This window comes from Levilactobacillus senmaizukei DSM 21775 = NBRC 103853 (assembly GCF_001592085.1).
In the GTDB taxonomy this organism is placed as follows: domain Bacteria; phylum Bacillota; class Bacilli; order Lactobacillales; family Lactobacillaceae; genus Levilactobacillus; species Levilactobacillus senmaizukei.
The window spans coordinates 71,214-92,185 of sequence record NZ_BCWD01000004.1; the positions used below are offsets into that span (position 1 = coordinate 71,214).

Genomic DNA, 20,972 nt, shown 5'->3' on the forward strand with positions numbered 1-20,972 from the left:
AGACTTTAGGAGGAAACAAGTCGTGAAACGGTTACGAATCTGGATTGCCTTAGCCGCAGTCCCCTTATTTTTAGCGGCATGTGGGAACTTAAATAGTTCCAGCATGTCTTCCGGCTCCGGGACCACGAATTCTAGTGGGACTCAGTTGACCGGGCAAAGCACCGATGGTGACTACGAAGGTGTTATTAAGAGTGGTCATTATCAAACGAGTAAGTCACGTGGGGTCACAAACAGTCAAGATTCTGGCAATACTTACAACGTTAAGAGCTTTGAGAATGGCATGTTAGGCGTCTCCAAGAATGTTTTCTCGACCAAAAAGTATGTGTTCCAAGAGGGACAGTACCTGAAGACCACGACGGTGCAGAATTGGCTTGACCGTAAGTCTAAGTCCAATCCGGACGGCTTGAATCCAGCTAATAATGGCTCAACGGCCCCAACGAAACGGAACCCCGTTTACATCCAGGCTCTTGAGGAGCAGGATTATATGATTCAAAAGAACAATAAGCTCTCTCTCGGCGGGATGACCATTGGAATTGCCGTGAACTCGGTCGATTATTACAAGAAGACCCAATATGGGGCAACCTTCGAGACCAAGATTACCAAGGCCGAGGGTGAAGCCTATGCTAAGAAGGCGGCCAACACCGTCCTTCAACGGTTACGGAAGCAGTCTGGGTTAAAGAATGTCCCAATCGTCATTGCCGTTTATCGGCAAGCCTCTAACGACAGTTTGGTTGGTGGGAGCTTCCTGTCTTACTCCGAAAATAAAGCGGGGGCTACCAGTGTGTCGAGTTGGAAGGCACTGGATGAAAAGAACTATGTCTTTCCAATCGAAAGTGGTTCTAGCAGCCCTAATAGTAACGATGAGAGTTCCTTCACGAACTTTAAGAGTGAGGTTGAAAACTTCTTCCCGAACCTGAGTGGAGTAACCGCTCAAGCACACTATAATGGCAAGACACTGACGGGGATGCACGTCAACATTACGACGCAATTTTACAGCCAGACGGAAATTATTAACTTTACGCAATATCTGCAAACGGCCGCTCAGAAGTACTTGCCTTCTAGTGTTCCAATTGATATTACGGTGTCCTCAACGGACGGGGTTCAAAGTTTTCTGTCACGAGCCAGTGGCGAAAAGAAATTTAGCAGTCACGTCTTTAACAGTTACTAAAATTCTGGCGGTGGTTTTCGTTCTCGAAGGCCACCGTTTTTTTTGTTAGATCCCTTGGTGTACGGGGGATATATGGTAAAATAGGTCTTGTATGTTTTATTCCCAGAATGGGAGTTGAACGGTGAGAAGTGAATGATACGGAAAGAAGGATATTGATGGCTGATCGAATTACTCGAGAACAAGTTCAACACGTTGCTGGATTAGCAAAGCTCGAATTTACGGATACTCAATTGGATGCCTTTACGCCACAATTAGATGACATTATTGGGTTGTTTGAAACCTTGAGTGAGGTTGATACGGAGGGCGTCGAGGCGACGACCAACGTCTCCGACCAACTGAACGTTATGCGTGAAGACGTTGCCGAAGACTGGGGCCAAAGTGCGGCTCTCCTGGACAACGCACCGGACGCCGAGCGTGGGTACATCAAGGTGCCTGCCATCATTGATGAAAGCGAGGATGATTAAGCGATGAATTATTTTGACAAAGATCTCGCTAGCCTCCATGATGATTTAGTTAATAAAAAGATGAGTGTGCGGGAATTAACCCAGGAGACGTTTGCCAATGTTAAGGCAACCGACGCCAAGATTGGGGCCTTCCTGACATTAAACGAAGACGCTGCTTTGAAACAAGCCGACGCCATCGATGCCGACGGCGTGGCGGCCGACAACCCATTGGCCGGGATTGCCATTGGTGTGAAAGATAACATTGTGACCAAGGGGCTCAAGACGACCGCTAGTTCCAAAATTTTGGCTAACTTTACGCCGGTCTATGATGCGACGGTGGTCGAAAAGCTGACAGCAGCCAAGACCATCACCATTGGGAAGACCAACATGGACGAGTTTGCCATGGGGGGCTCGACGGAAACGTCAGCGTTCCAGACGACCAAAAATGCTTGGGACCAAACGAAGGTGCCCGGTGGTTCCTCCGGTGGTTCTGCTGCCGCAGTGGCTTCTGGTCAAGTTCCCGTTGCTTTTGGTTCCGATACCGGTGGCTCCATTCGCCAACCGGCCTCATTTAACGGGATTGTGGGGATGAAGCCAACGTATGGCCGGGTTTCCCGCTGGGGCTTAATTGCCTTTGGGTCTAGCTTGGATCAAATTGGACCAATAACGCGGACGATTAAGGATAATGCCACGGTTTTGAGTGCCATTGCTGGGCATGACAAGCATGATCTGACCAGCTCAGACAAGGCCGTTCCTGATTTTGCCGCTGGCTTGAACGAGGGGACCAGCGTTAAAGGCATGCGGATTGGTTTACCTAAAGAATTCTTGGCCGAAGGGGTTGACGATGACGTGCGCAAGGCAATCTTGGCCGCTGCCGATACTTACCGTCAATTGGGCGCCACGGTGGATGAAGTCTCCTTGCCACATAACCAATATGGGGTCGCGGCTTACTACATCATTGCCTCATCTGAGGCTTCTTCCAACCTACAACGGTTCGATGGCATTCGGTATGGTTACCGGGCGCAAGACGTGAAGAATCTGGAAGACGTCTACGTGAAGTCCCGTTCTGAAGGCTTCGGCGATGAAGTTAAACGCCGGATTATGTTGGGGACGTTCTCGCTGTCCGCTGGGTTTTACGATGCTTACTTCTTGAAGGCTGCTAAAGTCCGGACCGTTATCTTAAATGATTTTAAAGCGGTTCTTAAGGACCATGATTTCATCATGGGTCCCGTCGCCCCAACGCCAGCCTTTGGCTTGGGTGATGAACTGATGGATCCGATTACCATGTACATGAATGACGTCTTGACAATTCCAGTTAACTTAGCTGGTTTGCCAGGCCTGGCCGTTCCTGCTGGTTTTAGCAACAATCTTCCAGTTGGCATGCAACTGATTGGACGGCCATTTGACGAAGGTACCCTGTACAAGGCCGGTTATGCCTTTGAACAGAACACGGACTTCCATTCACGATTACCTAAGTTAGGAGGCCAAAACTAATGAACTTTGAAACGACGATTGGACTTGAAGTCCACGTAGAGCTGAAGACCCATTCAAAGATCTTTAGTCCCTCTGCGGTAGAATTTGGGGATGATCCTAACGCGAACACCAACGTTATTGATTGGGGTTACCCAGGGGTCTTACCAACCACGAACAAAGGTGTCGTAGCCGACGGAATTATCGCGGCTTTGGCGCTGCACGCAACGGTTGAGCAGCATACGCACTTTGATCGGAAGAATTACTTCTATCCAGATAATCCTAAGGCTTACCAAATTACACAAGCAGATAGGCCGATTGGACATGATGGTTGGATTGAGATCGATGTCGATGGTGTGAAGAAAAAAGTCGGAATTGAAGAAATGCATATCGAAGAGGATGCCGGGAAGAACACCCATGAGAAGGATTACTCATACGTGGACTTGAACCGCCAAGGCACGGCTTTAATTGAAATCGTGTCGAAACCTGACATCGCTTCGCCTGCCGAAGCCTATGCTTACTTGGAAGCGCTCCGGCAACGGATTCAATTTACTGGGATCTCCGACGTGAAGATGGAAGAAGGTTCCATGCGGGTCGATGTCAACATTTCCGTTCGGCCGATTGGTCAAAAGAAATTTGGGACTAAGGCTGAACTGAAGAACCTGAACTCCTTTAACTACGTTCGTCGCGGCCTGGAATATGAAGAACAACGGCAACAAAAAGTTCTGATGTCCGGCGGCAGTGTTCGGCAAGAGACGCGTCGGTTCGATGAAACCACTGGTGAAACGATTCTGATGCGGGTTAAGGAAGGCGCCGATGATTATCGGTACTTCCCAGAGCCTGATCTGCCAGCACTGAACATCAGTGATGACTGGATTCAGGAGCTAGACGCCAACATGCCAGAAATGCCAGGTAAGCGTCGCGACCGTTACGTTAACGAGCTGGGACTGACGGATTATGATGCCATGGTCTTAACTCAAACCAAGGAAATGTCTGACTTCTTCGATGCCACGGTTGCGTTAAAAGCCGATCCTAAGATCGCTTCAAACTACCTGCAAGGGGATGTCAACGCCTACTTGAACGATAACCAAGTGGATCTGAGTGCCACGAAGTTAACCCCAGAACATCTGGCCGGTATGATTAACTTGATTTCCGACGGGACCATCTCAACCAAGATGGCCAAGAAGGTCTTCAAGGCCTTGACCGATGGCGAGGAACCTAAGGCCTATGTCGAGGCCCATGGGTTAGTTCAACTGTCCGACCCAGCCAAGCTGCAACCAATTATCGACGATGTTTTGGCTGCCAATCCACAATCGATTGAAGACTTTAACAACGGTAAGCAACGGGCCGTCGGTTACTTAGTGGGACAAATTATGAAGCAGACCCATGGTCAAGCAAACCCAACGGTGGTTAATCAACTGTTGATTGCTTCTCTGAAGGGCTAACATTGGAGGAACGACATGCGTAAACGGGCACGGGTTATTTATAATCCAACTTCTGGCCGGGAGGCATTGAAGAAGGACCTAATTGATATATTAGCGGTATTCGAACAGGCGGGATACGAAACGAGCGCCTATGCCACGACTGCTGCGCCTAACTCAGCCCAAGATGAGGCAACTCGCGCGGCCAAGGCCGGGTTCGAATTAATCGTGGCGGCCGGTGGCGATGGGACCATTAACCAAGTGGTTAACGGTATTGCTGGTTTGCCGCACCGACCAATGATGGCGATTATTCCCGCTGGGACCACAAATGACTATGCACGTGCGTTGCATATTCCTCGTGAAGACCCACTGGCGGCCGCCAAAGTGGTTTTGAAGAATCAAACAATTAAGATGGATATTGGTCAAGCGGGGAACACCTACTTCATCAATATTGCAGGTGGGGGGCTCCTAACCGAGTTGACCTACGATGTGCCATCGAATTTGAAGTCGATCTTTGGCTATCTGGCTTACCTGTTAAAGGGCGCTGAAATTTTGCCACGGATTAAACCGATTGAGATGGATTTGACCTATGATGATGGTCATTTTCGGGGGAAGGCCTCCATGTTTCTACTGGCCTTAACCAACTCGATTGGCGGGTTCGAGCAAATTGTGCCGGATGCCGCATTGGATGATGGTAAATTTACCATGATCATTGTGAAGACGGCTAGCATGCCTGAGATCTTACGCCTGATGGGCCTGGTCCTGAACGGCGGGAAACACATCAACGATCCCCATATCATCTACAAGAAGACCAGCAAGGTCATTGCCCGTCCCGTTGAGGACCGGATGATGATCAACCTGGATGGGGAATACGGTGGTGACGCACCAATGAAGTTCCATAACCTTCGGCAACATATTGAAATGTTTGCAAACTTGGATGCCATCCCAGACTCAGCGGTAACTAATGAAACCGCTGAGTTCTTGGAGGCCGAGCAAAAGTTTGTTAAGCAAGTTGAAGAGTTGCCTGAAGATGCGGATCAGCCAACGGAAGATTAAGGACGAGAGGGATTTTGCTTAGACTTTTCACAGCAAAATCCCTTTGTCATTAAGCACAGAAATTGAGGTTATTATGAAAATTAAAGCACCAGTAGCAAAAAATGAGCAATTAGACGTTAAGATTATGGACCTGACCTATCAAGGATTAGGTGTGGCCAAGGTGGACGATTTCCCACTGTTTATTGAGAATGCCTTACCCGGTGAAGAGGTCACCATCCAAGTGACCAAGGTCCAAAAGCACTACGGCTTTGCGCGGGTTACCAAGTGGACCGTTGAGTCCGCGGACCGGGTGGTCGATATCGACAAGACCTACCGGCAAACCGGGATCGCCCCTCTGCAGCATTTGGCCTACCCAGCTCAGTTAAAGTTCAAGCAACATCAATTGGAAGAACTCTTTAGCAAGGCGCATCAAAACGTCACGGTTGCGCCAACCTTAGGGATGGCCAACCCAACCCAATACCGGAATAAGGCCCAAGTGCCTGTTCGCCAGGTTAAGGGACAATTGGAGACCGGTTTCTACCGGCAGCACAGCCATGAATTAATTCCATTAACGGACTTCTATATCCAGGACCCAGCCATTGATACAGCTATCGTGAAGGTCCGGGATCTGTTACGACAGTTTGAAATTCCAGCCTACGATGAGATCAACGACAAGGGTGTTATCCGAAACGTCATGGTTCGGCGGGGATACTACAGTCATGAGATGATGATTGTCTTGATCAGCCGGCAACAAAAGATTCCTAGTCAGGCTCAACTGGTTGACCAAATCCATAAGGCCCTGCCAGAAGTTACCAGCATCGTCCTAAACGTTAACGCTAAGAAGACGAATGTCATCATGGGTAACGTGACGCGGGTGCTTTATGGCAAGCCAACGATTGAGGATGAACTGTTAGGATTGACCTTCGCTATTTCGGCTCGGTCATTCTACCAAGTGAACCCTCAACAAACCGAAAAGCTTTACCAAATGGCGATCGACAAGGCTGAATTAACCGGCAAGGAAACCGTCATCGATGCTTACTGTGGGATTGGGACCATTTCTTTAGCTTTGGCCAAGCATGCGGCCCAGGTTTATGGGGTTGAAATCGTGCCGGAGACCATCGAAGATGCCAAGGTTAATGCACAAAAGAATCATTTGACCAACGTGACCTTTGAAGTGGGGAAGGCCGAAGATCAGATGGCAACGTGGCAGGCTGCTGGCGTGAAGCCCGATGTCATTGTGGTTGATCCACCACGTAAGGGTCTGGCTAATAGTCTGATTGAAAGTGCGACGAAGATGGGGCCTAAGAAAGTGGTCTACGTCAGTTGTAATCCTTCCACATTGGTTCGTGACGTGGCGCGGTTCAACGAACTGGGTTATGAAATTGAAGGCCCCGTTCAACCCGTTGACCAATTTCCCCAAACGCCACACGTTGAAAGTGTGACGGTCCTAGTCAAGAAATAAGTTATCAAAAAATAGTGGAACAAAGGGCGGTAAAACTGGTTCCTATTGGACGCACGTTTGCCTAACGAGTGGGGGTAGCGTTTTGTACCCAACGCTTTGAGTTCAGTCAATAGAAAGACGCGATGACTTCGGTCATCGCGTCTTTTTTATAGGGTTAAGGTTGATGGGGATTGTCAGTCCGTTGCTGTTGTAGTTGACGTTCGGCAAAGTGAATGACGGCGAGCTGGTGATGCTCGTCGAGTTGGCCGAAGGCGGCCTGTAGACAAGCGTCGTTAGCAAGGCCACTATGACCAAAGCGCGGATCAATGTCAGATTTATGAATTCCCAAGGCGTTGGCAATTCTTTGGACATTGCCAGGACTCGGGGTTGACCGTTCGGCAAAATAACCGGACAACGTTGAATTGGGGATGCCAGTCCGAACCGCCAGGTCATTTTGGGTCATACCCTGACAAGCAATCTTAAGGTCTTGGGCGATGATTCGACGAATGTTACGTTCAAACGGGGATAATTCATGGCGGGGCACCACACTCACTCCTTCATAAAGATACCGGATGTCGTCATTATAACGAATCAATTGGACACAAGCAAATAGGACGAAAGGACACCACCTTAATGCTTTATTGACAAAACGAATAAACTCGTTTATGATACTTAAGTGCTATGAGGAGGTGTGCGTCATGGATCGACTTCAAATTACACTTGACGCCGCTCGCCACAATGCTGGCTATTCTCAAAAAGAGGCAGCTGCCCAGCTAGGCATTCATTATCAAACCTTAGCTGCCTGGGAAAAAGACAGTTCTGACTTAGGATTTCAAACGATCGAACGGCTTTCGCAGCTCTATCAAATTCCTAAAGATAACCTCTTTTTTGGGAATAAAAACGAGTTTATTCGTTTACTGCGGCAGCGAGCGGCCGAAGAGTAGGTAAAGTAGAGCATCAATGGGGTCCGGGCTGGTCCGGCTAATAAAACAGACTAATTTACGAGGGTCCTGGGAATTTTTCCCAGGACTCTTTTCTATGCTGCCAGTTAATAAGTTCATGCGCCTAGCCATCGGTAGAAAATCGGGGTCAATTCAATGAACAGCGGTCTTGGTAACTGACAGGCGGTGGGGAAGTGGGTAAAATCTAGGGTGAGTTTAAGTGACTCAAGACTTTGGGGGAGGTCCTAGCGATGTTAGACAACTTATTGGGGATTATTCATGACGAAGATTTAGCAACACCACTATTTCATAGTTTAATGAGTTTTAATGTTGAAGAACGCCGAGTGAATGCGAATGGCCGGCTAAGCCGTGAGCCCCATCCGGAGATTTTGGGAGCACCAGCGCTACATCCTTACTTTCAAACGCGTTATAGCAATACTCAACTTGTGATTAGTACGGATGCGACGCCCAGTGTGACGGAGAATTTAGATGACTTGGCGACGCTTCAAACCGTCCTGTACCGGTCATTAGCACCTGATGACCGTATTTGGCCTCTCAGTATGCCGCCACGGCTTTCTGATACCGATCGGCAACAGATTATGATGGATAATCGCTGGTCGTCTGAAGCGGCCATTAAGCCCTACTTAATGGAAAAGTATGGCGTGACGCGAGGGTGTTTAACGGCGGTCCATGTTAACTTTCGGTTGCCTGACCCGGTGATTCATCGGTTGTATTTACACTACAATGAGGAATTTCATTCGCTAGTAGCCTTTAAGAATGCCCTGTACTTCCGGTTAGCGCAGAATTACGTCCGGTATCAGTGGCTGGTTACCTATCTGTTTGGGGCCAGCCCCATCGCCGAGGATGGCTTCTTCGATTTGATCCCAGAACCGCTGTCTCATCCCGTTCGGAGCATCCTAAACAGTCCCTATGGACGGGTTAATCGGGCACAAGAACGGGTAACCTATGCGTCATTGGCGAGCCATCTGACGCATCTGCAACGGAATGTTGACGACGGCCTTTGTTTCGACACAGGAGTTCTATGGCCCCGTCCGCTTACGAGGACAGGTCAACGAGCGAGACTTCTTGACGGGTGGGGTGCACTATCTGGAACTGAGAAATTTTGATAATTCGCCATTCGCCCCGGACGGCGTGAGCCAGCAAGGACTTCGCTTCTTAAAAATCTTCTTAGCTTATCTATTGACGAAGCCGCTACCTAATCGTGATTTGACGAACGACTTAGCCACTGCGCAAGAACGTAACCAATTGGTCGCCTTAGAGGCCCCTGATCAGCCAACGGCTTTTCGGGCGGAAGGACAGTCGCTGTTCTTGGAGATGCGAGAAATGTTGCATCACTTGGAGGATCCGGTTGATGGCGCGGTTCTTGATGATTTAGAACAACGGTTGATTCAACCGGAGTTGACGCCGGCGGCCAAGCTCGTGGCCCAGATGAAGGACGGGAGCCTGATGGCGTTTGGGACGGATCTGGCCAACACATGGACTCATGAACGGCGAACCACCAAGCCGCTCTTGCCCCGACTGACCAGGTTAAATGACCGTACGCAACGGTTTGTCATGGCAGCAATTCAAGCCGGTGTCCGTTTTTATGAAATTAGTGACGGGCGTGAGGGAGATCTGTTGATGTTCACCTACGATGGGATTACCCAAATCCTGCAAGATAAGGAAATGCGGGGACGGCATCCAGAACAACGCCTACGGGAACTATTCCCCGAGCTACCGCCACTCGTGGTTCATCAAAGTTAAACCGTTTGTGTGAGGAGTGTTCTAAAAAAGCCGTGAACATAAAAGAACCCCCGGAATTGGAGAAAATCCAATTCTGGGGGTTCTTTTATTGGTCATTAGTGGTTGTGTGTCGTTGATGGTAGCGATAAATCGGTAACCCAATGATGGTTAGTCCCAGACCGGCCATGGCCAATCCAGTTTCGGTAATGATCGTGGTGATTAGAATGAAGAGTCCCCCAACGAGGGCAATGATCGGAATAACGGGGAAGAATGGGACCCGGTAAGGTCGCCGTAGCTCCGGTTCGCGCCGCCGTAGTCGGAAGACCGCCAGGAAGATCAAACAGTTAAAGACCCACATGACAAAGACTAACATATCAGTCAATAAGTCGAAATTACCCATCAGCATCATGATGAGGGCAATGCCCAATTGAACCAGTCCGGCGATGTAAGGCACGGAAGTCCACTGTGACAGGCGACTCAGGTATTTAGAGAAGGGCAGACTGTCCTCCTTAGCCATCGCATACGGCACCCGCATTCCCGTCAAGGTGTAGCCGTTGATGGCGCCATAGACCGAGATGAGAATCCCGATGGTGACGAGCTTGCCACCAAGGTGACCAAAGAGCCGCATGGAGGCATCGGCAGCTGTGTTTTGGTTACCCGCGATGGCCTCAATCGGTAAAGTCTTTAGAAAGACCAGGTTGACAAGGGTATAAATGACCGTGATTAGGGCTAGTCCTAGGATAATGGCCCGTGGTAAGTCCCGTTCGGGGTGTTTCATCTCACCGGCAATATTTCCAATATTAATCCAGCCATCATAGGCAAACATCGTGGCCAATAAGCTAGAGGCAAATGCCGTGCCCCAACCCAGGTGGTGTCCAGGAGCGATGGGCCAAATGGGGATGGGTGTGTTGGCGGCCGGGGCAAAGAGACCGAAACCAACGATGATCACGATGGGGATTAGTTTAAAGATTAGCGCGATGGTTTGAACAGCACCACCAACGCGGGCGCCTAGAAAGTTTAGTGCGGTGATACTGACGCCACAAGTAATGGCGATCGGTAGTTGCCAGCTTGTGTTCAATTGAAACAGATTGACGAACTGAATGCCAAAAATGATGGACAGCGCGGCAATGTTAGCGGGATAGTAGACCAGAATCTGGGCCCACCCCATTAGGAAGCCAACTGGTTTGCCGTAAGCGTATTCTAAGTAGCGCATCGCTCCTCCCGTTCGGGGAATAGCGGCGGCCAGCTCGGCACTGGTTAAGCCGGCACAGATGGTCAGGAGTCCACCAAGCACCCAAGCCAGTAAGGTCATGTTGGCCGAATGGTTTGCGGCGACAACGCTGGCGGTCTTGAAGAAGACCCCACCACCGATCACGGTTCCCATCACGGTTGCGAGTGCAGTAAAGGTGCCGATTTCCCGGCGGAGTTCTTTAGCCAAAGCTTGAATCCTCTTTTCTCTCTTAAAAGTGATTCAACTATTATAGCACGTCGGCAGGGAAGATGATCAAAAAAAGCGCCGCACCAATGAAGGTGGGGCGCTTCGTTTCATATAAGACGTGGTCTATCTAGTGGAAGGCCATGTTTAGTAACAGCACAATCAGAATCCCGACGATCGAGATGACCGTTTCAAGGACCGTCCAAATGCTCAACGTTTGCTTAACGGTTAAGTCAAAGTATTCGCGGAACATCCAGAAGCCGGCATCGTTAACGTGAGATGCGGCCAGAGAACCTGCACCGATGGCTAAAACCATCAGGGCAGGGTCAACACCGGAGGCAGCCATCAATGGGGCTACAATCCCGGCAGCGGTCAATGCAGAAACCGTGGCGGAACCTAAGGCGACCCGGAGAACAACGGCGACTAACCAGCCTAAGATTAATGGGGACATGTTGGAGTCAATGAAGAGCTTAGCAACTTCCTTACCAACACCACCGTCGATGAGGACTTGTTTAAAGGCTCCACCACCACCGATAACTAACAGCAGCATGGCGATCGACTTCACAGCATTTTCCAACGTTGCCATAATGTCAGCGGTCTTACGCTTACGACCCCAACCCATGGTGAACATTGCCACCATCAAAGAAATTAACATCGCAATGGCTGGGTCACCAATTAAGGCAACGATTTGATCTAACATTGAGGCATTCTTGGTAGGTGTTGCCCCACCATCTACCGTCATCTTGTAAATGGTCGTGATGGCCATCAAGATAACGGGGAAGAGGGAAGTCAAAACGGACAGGCCAAAGCTTGGGGCTTCGGAAGGCTTGAAGGTCTTAACTTCACCCAATGAAGACAAGTTACCCTTTTGTTCAAAGGCCTTAGGCGCAAACTTTTGGGCTAACTTGGTGAACAATGGGCCGGCAATAATGGCAGCAGGAATCGCCACAACTAAACCGAAGAGCAGGACCTTACCATCATTGGCACCCAAGACTTGGGCGATGGCAACTGGTGCGGGGTGAGGAGGTAAGAACCCATGAGTAACGGACAGTGCGGCAGCCATGGAAATCCCTAAGTAGAGGATTGGTACTTCGGCTTCAACCGCGATGGCAAAGACGATTGGAATTAACAGAACCATCCCAACTTCGAAGAAGAGGGCGATCCCGAGAATGAATGAAGCCAGCATAATAGCAAGTTGCAGGCGTTGCTTCCCGAATTTGTCAATCAGTGTCGTGGCAATCATGTAGGCCCCACCGGCGTCGGCAACTAACCGGCCTAACATGGCACCAAAACCGAAGACCAGCGAGAGTTCGCCTAATTGGCTCCCAATCCCCGCTTCAATCGTGGTGGCAATTTTCGTGAGGTCCATGCCTAACAGCATAGCCGTTAGGACAGAAGTTAAAATCAGGGAGACAAACGTGTTGATCTTGAAGCGAATGATCAAGACCAATAAGAAAATGACCCCGATGAGTAAAGCTATAAGTTCCATAATCAGTAAGCCCTTTCATCAATGAAATTTTGAAAAGCCAACGACAGGCGCTGGCTTCCCAGGAATAAGTAAACACATTGTACTTTAAATAATAAGATTTGACTACGATTTAGTTTGGTACCTAACTGTGAAAGGCGTAAAACTACTTCGTCGTTTTATGCACATGGGTCCGTTGGTACTCCGCGATATTCTTGTATTCGGACTGTAATTGCCGACTTAAACGAATATAGATGGGAACCAGGGCCCGGTAGGCATCAAAGGTTTCTGGGTTAGGATGGTGAACGTTAGCAACCCCGATGAAGTTCTTAACGGCGCTGAGGTCATCAATCATACCTAAAGCGTACATCCCTAACGTGGCGGCCCCCAGGGCAGTCCCTTCAGGACTCTCTGGAATGGTCACGTCTTGTTCGAAGATGTCGGCTAACATTTGGCGCCAGAGTTCGGAGCGGGCGAAGCCACCGGTTGCCTGAATGCTCGTTGGCTTACCAACAACTTCTTCCAAGGCCAACATGACGGTGTAGAGGTTGTAGACAATGCCTTCCAAGGCAGCTCGGACCATGTGAGCCCGTGAATGGGTTCGAGTAAGGCCGAAGAATGACCCTCGTGCATTGGCATCCCAGATAGGGGCCCGTTCGCCACCTAAGAAGGGGTGGAAGATCAGACCGTCGGAACCAGCAGGAACCTTGGCAGCAATTTCGGTTAACAGGTCGTAGGAATCGATCTGGAGTTGTTCAGCAGTCAGTTTTTCAGGAGCGAAAAGCTGGTCTCTGACCCAACGGAAGACGATCCCACCGTTGTTAACTGGCCCACCAACAACCCAGTGGTCCTTGGAAAGGTAGTAGCAGAAGACCCGACCCTTAGGGTCAATCTTCGGCTTGTCGGTCACAACCCGAACGGCACCGGACGTCCCAATGGTAACGGCCACGACACCTGGCTTGATAGCGTTAACCCCCAAGTTAGCCAGAGGACCATCCGAGGCCCCCATAATGAATGGTGTTTGTGGGTCCATGCCGATGACGCCAGCATAGTCGCTGCTCATACCGGAAATCGTATCGGTCGTGTCAACCAACTTAGGTAGTTGGTCGCGAGTCACACCGGCAACTTCCAAGGCCTGGTCATCCCAGTCCATGTTGAAGATGTTGAATAATCCGGTGGCGTTAGCGATTGAATAGTCTTCTTGTAAAACACCGAAGAGTTTGTATAGGACGTATTCTTTAATCCCAACGAACCAACGGGCTTGCTTAAACAGGTCTGGTTGTTCGTTGCGCAACCAGATTAATTTGCTGAGCGGAGTCATGGGGTGAATTGGGGTCCCAGTCTTTTCGTAAAGTTGTTTGCCCAAGCCGTTCTCACGTAATTCATCGGCGTACTTAACCGCCCGATTATCGGCCCAGGTAATGGCCCGAGTCAATGGTTTGTGGTTCTCATCTAGCAAAATCAGACTGTGCATGGCAGCGGAAAAGGAAACCCCGCGGATCTGACCATTCTTTAAGTCAGCTTTCCGCATGACCGTTGTCAAGCCGTCGATGATGCCAGAAAAGATTTCATCTGGATCTTCTTCGGCCGTATCGGGAACGTCCTGGTAGAGGGGGTAGAGGTTGTTTGAGTACCCCTGCATTTTCCCTGCCGTGTCATACAATACTGTCTTAACACTGGTCGTTCCAATGTCGACACCAATCATGTAATCCATCGTGATCTTCCTTTCCTGGTTAACGCTTATTATTTGTTGGCTTTGTCCATGGCATGGCCACCAAAACCATTCCGTAATGCGGAAACAACCTTACCCGTGAAGGTGTCGTCTTGCATTGAACGGTAACGCATCATCAATGATAAGGCGATGACTGGCGTTGGAACGTGGCTGTCTAAACCTTCTTGAACGGTCCATTGACCTTCACCGGAAGCGTGCATCCGACCAGCAATCTTGTCTAATTCTGGATCTTCGGCGAAGGCTTCTTCAGCAAGTTCCATGAGCCAGCCACGGATAACGGAACCATGGCTCCAAACCTTGGCAACGGCTTCGTTGTCGTAGTCAAAGTCGGACGCTTCGAGAACTTCGAAGCCTTCGGCGATGGCTTGCATTTCACCGTATTCGATCCCGTTGTGGACCATCTTTAAGTAATGACCTGAAGCGGCACGACCGGTGTAAAGGTAGCCGTCCTTTTCGGAAATGTCTTCGTAAAGGGGACGCAGAGTTTCGAATGCCTCGGCATTGTCGCCACCGATCATGAAGTTCCCGTGTGAACGAGCGCCTTCCATGCCACCGGAAGTCCCACAGTCAAAGAAGTCAATTCCCTTGGCCTTGAGAATCTCGTTGTGACGCAGGGAGTCCTTGTAGTAAGAGTTCCCACCATCAATTAAGATGTCGCCCTTACCTAAAAGGTTACTCAGAGATTCGATGGTTGAATCCGTTGGCTTGCCAGCAGGTACCATGACCCACACGATCTTTGGTGAAGGTAACTTAGCAACCATGTCTTCTAGATCAGTTGCGCCTTCAGCACCAGCCTCAACGGCCTTGTCGACGAAGTCTTTGTTCAAATCAAAACCGACGATTTCGTGGTTGTGATCCATAGCGTTTTTAGCAAGGCTTAATCCCATCTTACCTAAACCAATCAATCCGAGTTTCATAAATTCTTTCTCCTTTGCGAGACCTTATTTTTTCTGACAAGGTTATTATATGTAAAAAAGTTTCACTTTTCAAGTGTGATGTTGTAAAATATTTACAAAAGCTGAAAAAACCGGTCAAAAGTGACCGATGAAAGGGGAGGCGTTGGTCATCGCACGGTCGACGATTGGACAGATTCGGGGAAGTTATGATCAATTATCCCCCACAGAAAAGAAAGTAGCCGAACTGGTCTTGGACCAGCCGGCTACGGCGGGTGAAATGACGATTAAGGAGTTGGCCAGTGCTGCCGCGGTCTCGACGGCCACGGTGTCTCGGCTGGTCAAGCGCTTGGGGTATGCTAATTATCGTGAATTCACGATGTCTCTGGTTCACAGTAGTGTTGATGAACCGGCGGCCCCCAGCTCGTTTCCCGAACTAGCGGAGGGAGATTCTTTGGCAACGATTGCCAATAAAACCTTTCATTTCTCCATCAGTTCGCTGGAGGCCACGAACGAAGCCCTAAATGAAAAGGACCTGGCGCGGGCCGTGTTAAAGATTATCAACGCTAAGACGGTCGCCTTCTTTGGCCTAGGTGGTTCATCGATCGCAGCGTTGGATGGCTACCACAAGTTTTTACGAACGTCGTTGTCGGTGATTTATCATCCCGACTTCGATATACAACTGATGCAGGCCGCCAAGCTTGGCGAACAGGACTGTGCGATTATCATTTCCCATTCCGGTCGGAATCAAGAAACCTTGAAGATTGTGGCTGAACTTGAACGCAACGGGGTGGCGATCATCGCCATCACCAGTTATAGTGGGTCGCCCTTGGCACAGGCGGCAGATGTGACCTTTCTTTCATTAACTGACGAGGTCAAATATCGTGCCGAGGGAATGTATTCGCTGCTATCACAACTGACGATTCTGGACAGTCTCTTTATGATGACGGTTCTACGGATCTCCTCACGAACGGAACGGGTGTTACGCCGGGTCCGCGACGTGATTGAACAGACTCGCCACGAATCCTAGTCGACATGGTATAATAGTAAGGTGATTTTGCGTTCCAACCGGCGTGAAGTCTAAACCATACTGACTAGGGAAGCGGGGACCGACGGTGAAGCGACGAGACTATCAACCTATATACGACAACACCTTTCATCGGCATCGCCGGGCCCGTCGTTGGGGTCTTTGGTTGTTGGCGTGCCTCGTCATTGGCTTAGGTGTTTTTGGGTGGCAACGTTGGCAACATTACGAGCAACAGCGGCTAGCCAATTATCCCGTGCGTGGGGTCACCATTACCCAAGATAGTGGCTACCTAGACTTTCAGTCGTTGGCCAAGCATTATCGCTTTGCTTATTTACAGGCCACGTCGGGTGCCACTTACACGGATGATGATTACAGTGATAACTATTCGCGCGCCCAGGGGGCCGACATTCTGATTGGGGTTACCCATACCTTTAGCTTCACGAGTTCGGCGCAGCAGCAGTATCAACACTTTATCGCCACCACGGGGCATGATACTGGGACGCTTCCCATCATGATTAACGTCGGTTATTATGATAAATATAATAATAAAAATCCCAACATGGCCGCTCAAGGTCAGAAACTGGAAAGCCTGGTACGATTATTGAAGACCCGTTACCGCCAAGGGGTCGTCATTTATGCCAAACAGGCAGTGCTGGACCAGTTTGTTAAACCGGTCTTACCTGAACAAACCTGTTGGATTGCAGATGGTGAGTTAGGGGATCATGCCGATCACGCCAAGTTTGTCGAGTATCAAGCCAATGGGACGATTAATCAAAATGGTCAGGGCCAGACGGTGGGCTTTTCTGTGTTTAACGGTCGTAAGTCGGACTGGGATAATTTTTCTCAATAAAATAAAAGGCGCCCGTCACGTAATAATCGTGAGGGGCGCTTTGTTTTAGGCGTTATCAGTCGGTGAAGCGATTGGGTAGGTACAATCGTCGGCTTCATCAAAGAATGAAATTGGTCGCCGTTCATTCGCATGAATAGTCAAATGGTAACCAAATTTATCTTGAAAGGTGAGTTGTTGTTCGCTGAGGTGCTTGACCTGGACGTGGAGGGGGTGGTTATCGATCTCGACGTCAAGACTGGGACTGATAATGAGTCGGTGTCGCCGTTGGTTGTGCGGATCGGTGAACTGCCAGGTTCCCACGTAGAACAATGGCGAATCATTCTTGGGGGTTGGTTTTGCTTTCCGTAAGGACATGCCGCTAGTCAGTCCGGCCACGAGCGAGAGTCCAAATAATGCCATCTCTTTGCGTTTCACCATAATCCCTCCCTTGAATTGCTTATCTCCTTTAATATAACATTTTTCTGTGAAAATGCTCGTGTTACCTCCCCGTTCCTTAAGGAATTTTAAGGTCGGGCTATCGCGAAGGGAAAGTGACTGTTAAAATAGATTAAAAGTCGTTGAATGGAGGAATCGAGGATGTTGCGATTAGGAACGGTTGGCACGGGGTGGATTACCCAACAGTTGGTCGAAGCAGCGGCAATGGCGGGGAGCTTTGAATTAGCCGGTGTGTACTCGCGACGCGCGGATAAGGCGCAAGCCTTTGCTGACAAGAATCATGCCGAACGAGTGGTAACGGACTATCAAGAACTGTTGGCGATTGACGGCCTGAATGTGGTTTATCTGGCGTCGCCAAACAGTTTGCATTTCGATCAAGCGCTACAGGCAATTCGCCAGGACATCACGGTGATCGTTGAAAAACCGGCGTTTAGTAACCCCCAGGAAATGGCAGCGATTATGGCAGCGCTGGCCGATCATCCGCAGGCTAAGTTATTTGAAGCGGCACGTCACGTCCACACGCCAAACTTTCATGCGGTGGCACGGGCCCTTGGTGGCTTACCAGCCGTACAGGGGGCATCGTTGACCTACATGAAATACTCCTCACGCTATGACCAAGTCTTGGCGGGAGGAGCGCCTAACGTGTTCACTCGTGAGTTCTCAGGGGGTGCCTTACAGGACTTGGGCGTTTATCCCGTCTACCTAGCCGTCGCTTTGTTTGGAGTACCCGCCCATGTCGCCTACTTCCCGACGTTAATTCAAACTGGCGTGGATGGCAAGGGCGTGGCTGTTCTGCGTTATGGGGCTTACGATGTCACGGTGAACTTTGGTAAAACTAGTAATTCCGCTGCCCCTTCGGAGATTTATGGGCTTAAGGAAACCATTGAAATGGATAGTGCTGGCGAATTGACGCGGGTGGGCCTGCGTCAAGACGGGACAGAACTGACCGACCTCAGTGCTCAACCATTAAAGAATCCAATGTTACCAGAGGTTCAAGACTTCGCACGGGTCCTTCATGCTCCCGCGGAGAAAACCAATATTGCCGATTACCACCGGTGGTTGCACTGGACTCAACAGGTCAACCAGGTGTTGTATGGTCTTCGGGTCGCGGGGAACCTGCGTTTCCCGGCGGATGACCACGAATAGGAAGGAAAACTATGCTAAAACAATTTGAAACACATTTTAAGACGCTCGGTTATTCAGAACCGACGGCCATTCAAGCGGCCGTCTACGCGCCAATGGCTGGGGATCATAACGTGCTTGGACTGGCGCCCACCGGTTCTGGTAAGACGGTGGCCTTTACCTTGCCAGCGCTAGCTAACCTGCTGCCCGGGGATGGGATTCAGCTGATCGTGTTGGAGCCCTCCCAGGAGTTGGCAATTCAGACCAGTCGGGTCATGCGTGATTGGGCCAAGCTACTCGATCTGAAGGTCGTGGCGTTGACTGGTGGAGCCAATGTTAAACGGCAAACGGAACGCTTGAAGAAGCGGCCAGAAGTCGTCGTTGGGACGCCGGGTCGGGTCTTGAACCTGGTCAGTGACCGGAAGCTCAAGCTACATCTCGTTTCTGTGTTGATCATCGATGAAGCGGATGACCTCCTGAACGGAGATACCTTGTCGACGGTTAGAGAGATTGCTCAGGCGGCCCCCGCGGATGTTCAACTCGGGTTCTTTTCCGCGACCGACACGCCCATTTTGCATGAACTAGATCGATGGTTTGGTCAGGCCGTGGAACGAATCGACGTCCGGGCAGAAGACCAGACGCAGGGCCAGGTTCGTCACGGCCTGTTACAGGTGGGTATGGGCAAGCGTGACCAAATGCTCAAACGCCTCCTGGCAATCCCCAACTTCCGGGCGCTGGTCTTCTTCAAACAAACGAATGCCTTACAACACACGGCGACTAAGTTTTATCATGATCACGTTTCCGCAACGAGCCTAACGAGTGATCTGCGTCAGGTGCAGCGGGAGAAGGCCCTACAGGATTTCCGGTTGGGGCGCACGCGATTGTTACTGACCACGGATGTGGCCGCCCGGGGACTCGATATTCCCAAATTGCCCGCCGTGATCAACTATGACCTGCCCAGTGGGGTGAATGAGTACGTTCACCGGGTTGGCCGGACCGGACGCATGGGTGAACCGGGCCAGGTCATTAGCCTGGGAGATGACCACGATCTGCGTGATCTGAAGAAGCTTTTGAAGGACACGGACTACGATTTGGTGCCACTGTACTTCAGCGGTCGTAAGTTAACAACGGAGCGACCCGTTGCTGCGGCTAAGCCCGAGGCAGCGGCACCCCAAGCTACCGACCAAGCAGCAACGGCCCAAAAACCAGTAGCTGGCGGTGAGACACAACCCGCAACCAAGGTCCAAAAAGCTGGTAAATCGGTGACGAGGGCTAAGGCCGCGGTTCCAGTGACGCCAAATCCTAGTAAAAAGAAGAAACATAAGAACCGGCATTCCAAAAATAAAGGGATGCGGAAGAAGTGGCGTGACCGGGACGCCCAACAACCAGAATGATCCTTTACAATTATTGTAATCCGTGTCAAAATTAAGAGCGGATTACGTCCCCATAGCACAACTGGATAGGGCACTCGCCTCCTAAGCGAATGATCCCGGTTCGAGTCCGGGTGGGGACAGTTTTAAAGGTCGAGACCCAGGTCTCGGCCTTTTTGAGTGGGCAATGGTGGTGGTCACTCGGCACGGACCATTTGAGGTTTTAAAGGTTATCCATACCTAAACGGCGGCAATTCCTATATAATAAGGGTAGTGAACAGGGAGGAATGTGCAATGGACGACGTGGAGTCAATGAATCCTAAGAAATTCACTCGAATTCTGGTGGGGGTGGATGATTCACCCGATGCCCAGTTAGCCTTTCGGTATGCCATGAACCGAGCTAAGTTTGACCAGGCAGAACTGGTCATTTGTTCCGTGCTGGAATCAGACACCATGAATATTTATCAAGCCCTGAGTAAGGATTACGTGCACGGCCAGCGGGCTGACCTGCAGGAGCATTTGTTACAGTATCAACATCTGGCAGAACGCTTTGGTATCAAGCAGGTCAGCATCGTTATTGGCGAAGGTGACCCTGGTGAAACGATTGTTAAAACCATTATTCCTAAGGTTAAGCCTGACTTACTGGTGGTGGGCTCACTATCCAAGGGTGGCGTGCGCAAGTACTTTGGGAGTCAGGCCGCCTACATGGCCAAGTATGCGCCAATTTCAGTGATGATTGTTCGTTAGGACCCCAGGCAGCTGGTAAAGCTGCCTTTTTTGTATGGGGTGAAGCCGTTCCCGCGATCATTGAGTTAATTGGCAAATCATTATAGGGGTATGGCCGTTTTCGGGTTGCCACAACCACAGCACGGCCAATGATTTAGCTGATCGGTTGGACAAACAACTGCCGAAGAAAGTTAAAATGTTGTTATTTTTTCGGGAACCTTACCAGTGGGGGACAGCCTGACCATAGAAAAAGCC

At 50.0% G+C, this 20,972-nt stretch carries 20 protein-coding genes and 1 tRNA gene; 15 read left to right on the forward strand and 6 right to left on the reverse strand.

The window, feature by feature from the left end:
- The first annotated feature begins 22 nt into the window (after positions 1 to 22).
- The 6 genes from LSE01S_RS02535 to rlmD all read left to right on the forward strand — a co-directional run bounded on the left by LSE01S_RS02535 (position 23) and on the right by rlmD (position 6,999).
- Positions 23 to 1,168 carry a CamS family sex pheromone protein gene (locus LSE01S_RS02535; protein ID WP_061776057.1) on the forward strand — a complete coding sequence of 382 codons (1,146 nt, stop codon included), beginning with the start codon at positions 23 to 25 and terminating at the stop codon, positions 1,166 to 1,168.
- Between the two features lie 155 nt (positions 1,169 to 1,323).
- Positions 1,324 to 1,632, forward strand: coding sequence for an Asp-tRNA(Asn)/Glu-tRNA(Gln) amidotransferase subunit GatC (gatC, locus tag LSE01S_RS02540; RefSeq protein WP_061776058.1), 309 nt, complete (start codon positions 1,324 to 1,326; stop codon positions 1,630 to 1,632).
- A gap of 3 nt (positions 1,633 to 1,635) precedes the next feature.
- Positions 1,636 to 3,105, forward strand: coding sequence for an Asp-tRNA(Asn)/Glu-tRNA(Gln) amidotransferase subunit GatA (gene gatA, locus LSE01S_RS02545; RefSeq protein WP_061776059.1), 1,470 nt, complete (start codon positions 1,636 to 1,638; stop codon positions 3,103 to 3,105).
- A complete protein-coding gene (gene gatB / locus LSE01S_RS02550; RefSeq protein ID WP_061776060.1) occupies positions 3,105 to 4,526 on the forward strand; it encodes an Asp-tRNA(Asn)/Glu-tRNA(Gln) amidotransferase subunit GatB in 1,422 nt (473 codons plus the stop codon). The genes gatA and gatB overlap by 1 nt, the downstream gene beginning before the upstream one ends.
- 15 nt (positions 4,527 to 4,541) lie before the next feature.
- Positions 4,542 to 5,558: a diacylglycerol kinase gene (locus LSE01S_RS02555; protein WP_061776061.1), complete on the forward strand. Its 1,017-nt coding sequence runs from the start codon at positions 4,542 to 4,544 to the stop codon at positions 5,556 to 5,558.
- Between the two features lie 73 nt (positions 5,559 to 5,631).
- Entirely contained in the window at positions 5,632 to 6,999 is a 1,368-nt protein-coding gene (rlmD, locus tag LSE01S_RS02560; protein WP_061776062.1) for a 23S rRNA (uracil(1939)-C(5))-methyltransferase RlmD, read from the forward strand.
- 154 nt (positions 7,000 to 7,153) lie between these two features.
- On the opposite strand, the gene LSE01S_RS02565 is transcribed toward rlmD, so the two are convergent.
- Complete coding sequence (locus LSE01S_RS02565) at positions 7,154 to 7,522, reverse strand: helix-turn-helix domain-containing protein (RefSeq protein ID WP_061776063.1); 369 nt, start codon at positions 7,520 to 7,522, stop codon at positions 7,154 to 7,156.
- 154 nt (positions 7,523 to 7,676) lie between these two features.
- On the opposite strand from LSE01S_RS02565, the gene LSE01S_RS02570 reads away from it, so the two are divergent.
- From LSE01S_RS02570 to LSE01S_RS11180, 3 genes are all read left to right on the forward strand, one after another.
- Entirely contained in the window at positions 7,677 to 7,922 is a 246-nt protein-coding gene (locus tag LSE01S_RS02570) for a helix-turn-helix transcriptional regulator (RefSeq protein ID WP_061776064.1), read from the forward strand.
- Positions 7,923 to 8,170: 248 nt separating this feature from the next.
- Positions 8,171 to 9,046, forward strand: a complete 876-nt coding sequence (locus LSE01S_RS11175; protein ID WP_268872575.1) for a hypothetical protein — start codon at positions 8,171 to 8,173, stop codon at positions 9,044 to 9,046.
- Complete coding sequence (locus LSE01S_RS11180) at positions 9,006 to 9,683, forward strand: hypothetical protein (protein WP_268872854.1); 678 nt, start codon at positions 9,006 to 9,008, stop codon at positions 9,681 to 9,683. The genes LSE01S_RS11175 and LSE01S_RS11180 overlap by 41 nt, the downstream gene beginning before the upstream one ends.
- Positions 9,684 to 9,768: 85 nt before the next feature.
- On the opposite strand, the gene LSE01S_RS02580 is transcribed toward LSE01S_RS11180, so the two are convergent.
- From LSE01S_RS02580 to gnd, 4 genes are all read right to left on the reverse strand, one after another.
- Complete coding sequence (locus tag LSE01S_RS02580; RefSeq protein WP_082622298.1) at positions 9,769 to 11,100, reverse strand: APC family permease; 1,332 nt, start codon at positions 11,098 to 11,100, stop codon at positions 9,769 to 9,771.
- Between the two features lie 127 nt (positions 11,101 to 11,227).
- On the reverse strand, positions 11,228 to 12,586 hold the full coding sequence (locus LSE01S_RS02585) for a gluconate:H+ symporter (RefSeq protein WP_061776065.1): 1,359 nt from the start codon (positions 12,584 to 12,586) through the stop codon (positions 11,228 to 11,230).
- Between the two features lie 142 nt (positions 12,587 to 12,728).
- Positions 12,729 to 14,276, reverse strand: a complete 1,548-nt coding sequence (gene gntK, locus LSE01S_RS02590; protein ID WP_061776066.1) for a gluconokinase — start codon at positions 14,274 to 14,276, stop codon at positions 12,729 to 12,731.
- Positions 14,277 to 14,305: 29 nt separating this feature from the next.
- On the reverse strand, positions 14,306 to 15,211 hold the full coding sequence (gene gnd, locus LSE01S_RS02595) for a phosphogluconate dehydrogenase (NAD(+)-dependent, decarboxylating) (RefSeq protein ID WP_061776067.1): 906 nt from the start codon (positions 15,209 to 15,211) through the stop codon (positions 14,306 to 14,308).
- 142 nt (positions 15,212 to 15,353) lie between these two features.
- On the opposite strand from gnd, the gene LSE01S_RS02600 reads away from it, so the two are divergent.
- Both LSE01S_RS02600 and LSE01S_RS02605 read left to right on the forward strand, forming a co-directional pair.
- Complete coding sequence (locus LSE01S_RS02600; RefSeq protein ID WP_501161644.1) at positions 15,354 to 16,217, forward strand: MurR/RpiR family transcriptional regulator; 864 nt, start codon at positions 15,354 to 15,356, stop codon at positions 16,215 to 16,217.
- A gap of 85 nt (positions 16,218 to 16,302) precedes the next feature.
- Entirely contained in the window at positions 16,303 to 17,064 is a 762-nt protein-coding gene (locus LSE01S_RS02605) for a GH25 family lysozyme (RefSeq protein ID WP_061776069.1), read from the forward strand.
- A 45-nt stretch (positions 17,065 to 17,109) separates the two neighbouring features.
- Here the strand turns inward: LSE01S_RS02605 and LSE01S_RS02610 are convergent, their stop codons facing one another.
- Complete coding sequence (locus LSE01S_RS02610) at positions 17,110 to 17,478, reverse strand: DUF4828 domain-containing protein (protein ID WP_061776070.1); 369 nt, start codon at positions 17,476 to 17,478, stop codon at positions 17,110 to 17,112.
- 162 nt (positions 17,479 to 17,640) lie between these two features.
- On the opposite strand from LSE01S_RS02610, the gene LSE01S_RS02615 reads away from it, so the two are divergent.
- The 4 genes from LSE01S_RS02615 to LSE01S_RS02630 all read left to right on the forward strand — a co-directional run bounded on the left by LSE01S_RS02615 (position 17,641) and on the right by LSE01S_RS02630 (position 20,738).
- Entirely contained in the window at positions 17,641 to 18,645 is a 1,005-nt protein-coding gene (locus LSE01S_RS02615; protein WP_061776071.1) for a Gfo/Idh/MocA family protein, read from the forward strand.
- Positions 18,646 to 18,656: 11 nt separating this feature from the next.
- Positions 18,657 to 20,015, forward strand: coding sequence for a DEAD/DEAH box helicase (locus tag LSE01S_RS02620; RefSeq protein WP_061776072.1), 1,359 nt, complete (start codon positions 18,657 to 18,659; stop codon positions 20,013 to 20,015).
- A gap of 46 nt (positions 20,016 to 20,061) precedes the next feature.
- Positions 20,062 to 20,134 (forward strand) — tRNA-Arg (locus LSE01S_RS02625).
- A 151-nt stretch (positions 20,135 to 20,285) separates the two neighbouring features.
- A complete protein-coding gene (locus LSE01S_RS02630; protein ID WP_061776073.1) occupies positions 20,286 to 20,738 on the forward strand; it encodes a universal stress protein in 453 nt (150 codons plus the stop codon).
- Positions 20,739 to 20,972 lie beyond the last annotated feature (234 nt).

Bases quoted from the DNA above. Each gene is read 5' to 3' on its own strand.
- gatC (WP_061776058.1), top strand. From the start codon at position 1,324: ATGGCTGATCGAATTACTCGAGAACAAGTTCAACACGTTGCTGGATTA.
- gatA (WP_061776059.1), top strand. From the start codon at position 1,636: ATGAATTATTTTGACAAAGATCTCGCTAGCCTCCATGATGATTTAGTT.
- gatB (WP_061776060.1), top strand. From the start codon at position 3,105: ATGAACTTTGAAACGACGATTGGACTTGAAGTCCACGTAGAGCTGAAG.
- LSE01S_RS02555 (WP_061776061.1), top strand. From the start codon at position 4,542: ATGCGTAAACGGGCACGGGTTATTTATAATCCAACTTCTGGCCGGGAG.
- rlmD (WP_061776062.1), top strand. From the start codon at position 5,632: ATGAAAATTAAAGCACCAGTAGCAAAAAATGAGCAATTAGACGTTAAG.
- LSE01S_RS02570 (WP_061776064.1), top strand. From the start codon at position 7,677: ATGGATCGACTTCAAATTACACTTGACGCCGCTCGCCACAATGCTGGC.
- LSE01S_RS11175 (WP_268872575.1), top strand. From the start codon at position 8,171: ATGTTAGACAACTTATTGGGGATTATTCATGACGAAGATTTAGCAACA.
- LSE01S_RS02585 (WP_061776065.1), bottom strand. From the start codon at position 12,586: ATGGAACTTATAGCTTTACTCATCGGGGTCATTTTCTTATTGGTCTTG.
- gntK (WP_061776066.1), bottom strand. From the start codon at position 14,276: ATGGATTACATGATTGGTGTCGACATTGGAACGACCAGTGTTAAGACA.
- gnd (WP_061776067.1), bottom strand. From the start codon at position 15,211: ATGAAACTCGGATTGATTGGTTTAGGTAAGATGGGATTAAGCCTTGCT.
- LSE01S_RS02615 (WP_061776071.1), top strand. From the start codon at position 17,641: ATGTTGCGATTAGGAACGGTTGGCACGGGGTGGATTACCCAACAGTTG.
- LSE01S_RS02620 (WP_061776072.1), top strand. From the start codon at position 18,657: ATGCTAAAACAATTTGAAACACATTTTAAGACGCTCGGTTATTCAGAA.
- LSE01S_RS02630 (WP_061776073.1), top strand. From the start codon at position 20,286: ATGGACGACGTGGAGTCAATGAATCCTAAGAAATTCACTCGAATTCTG.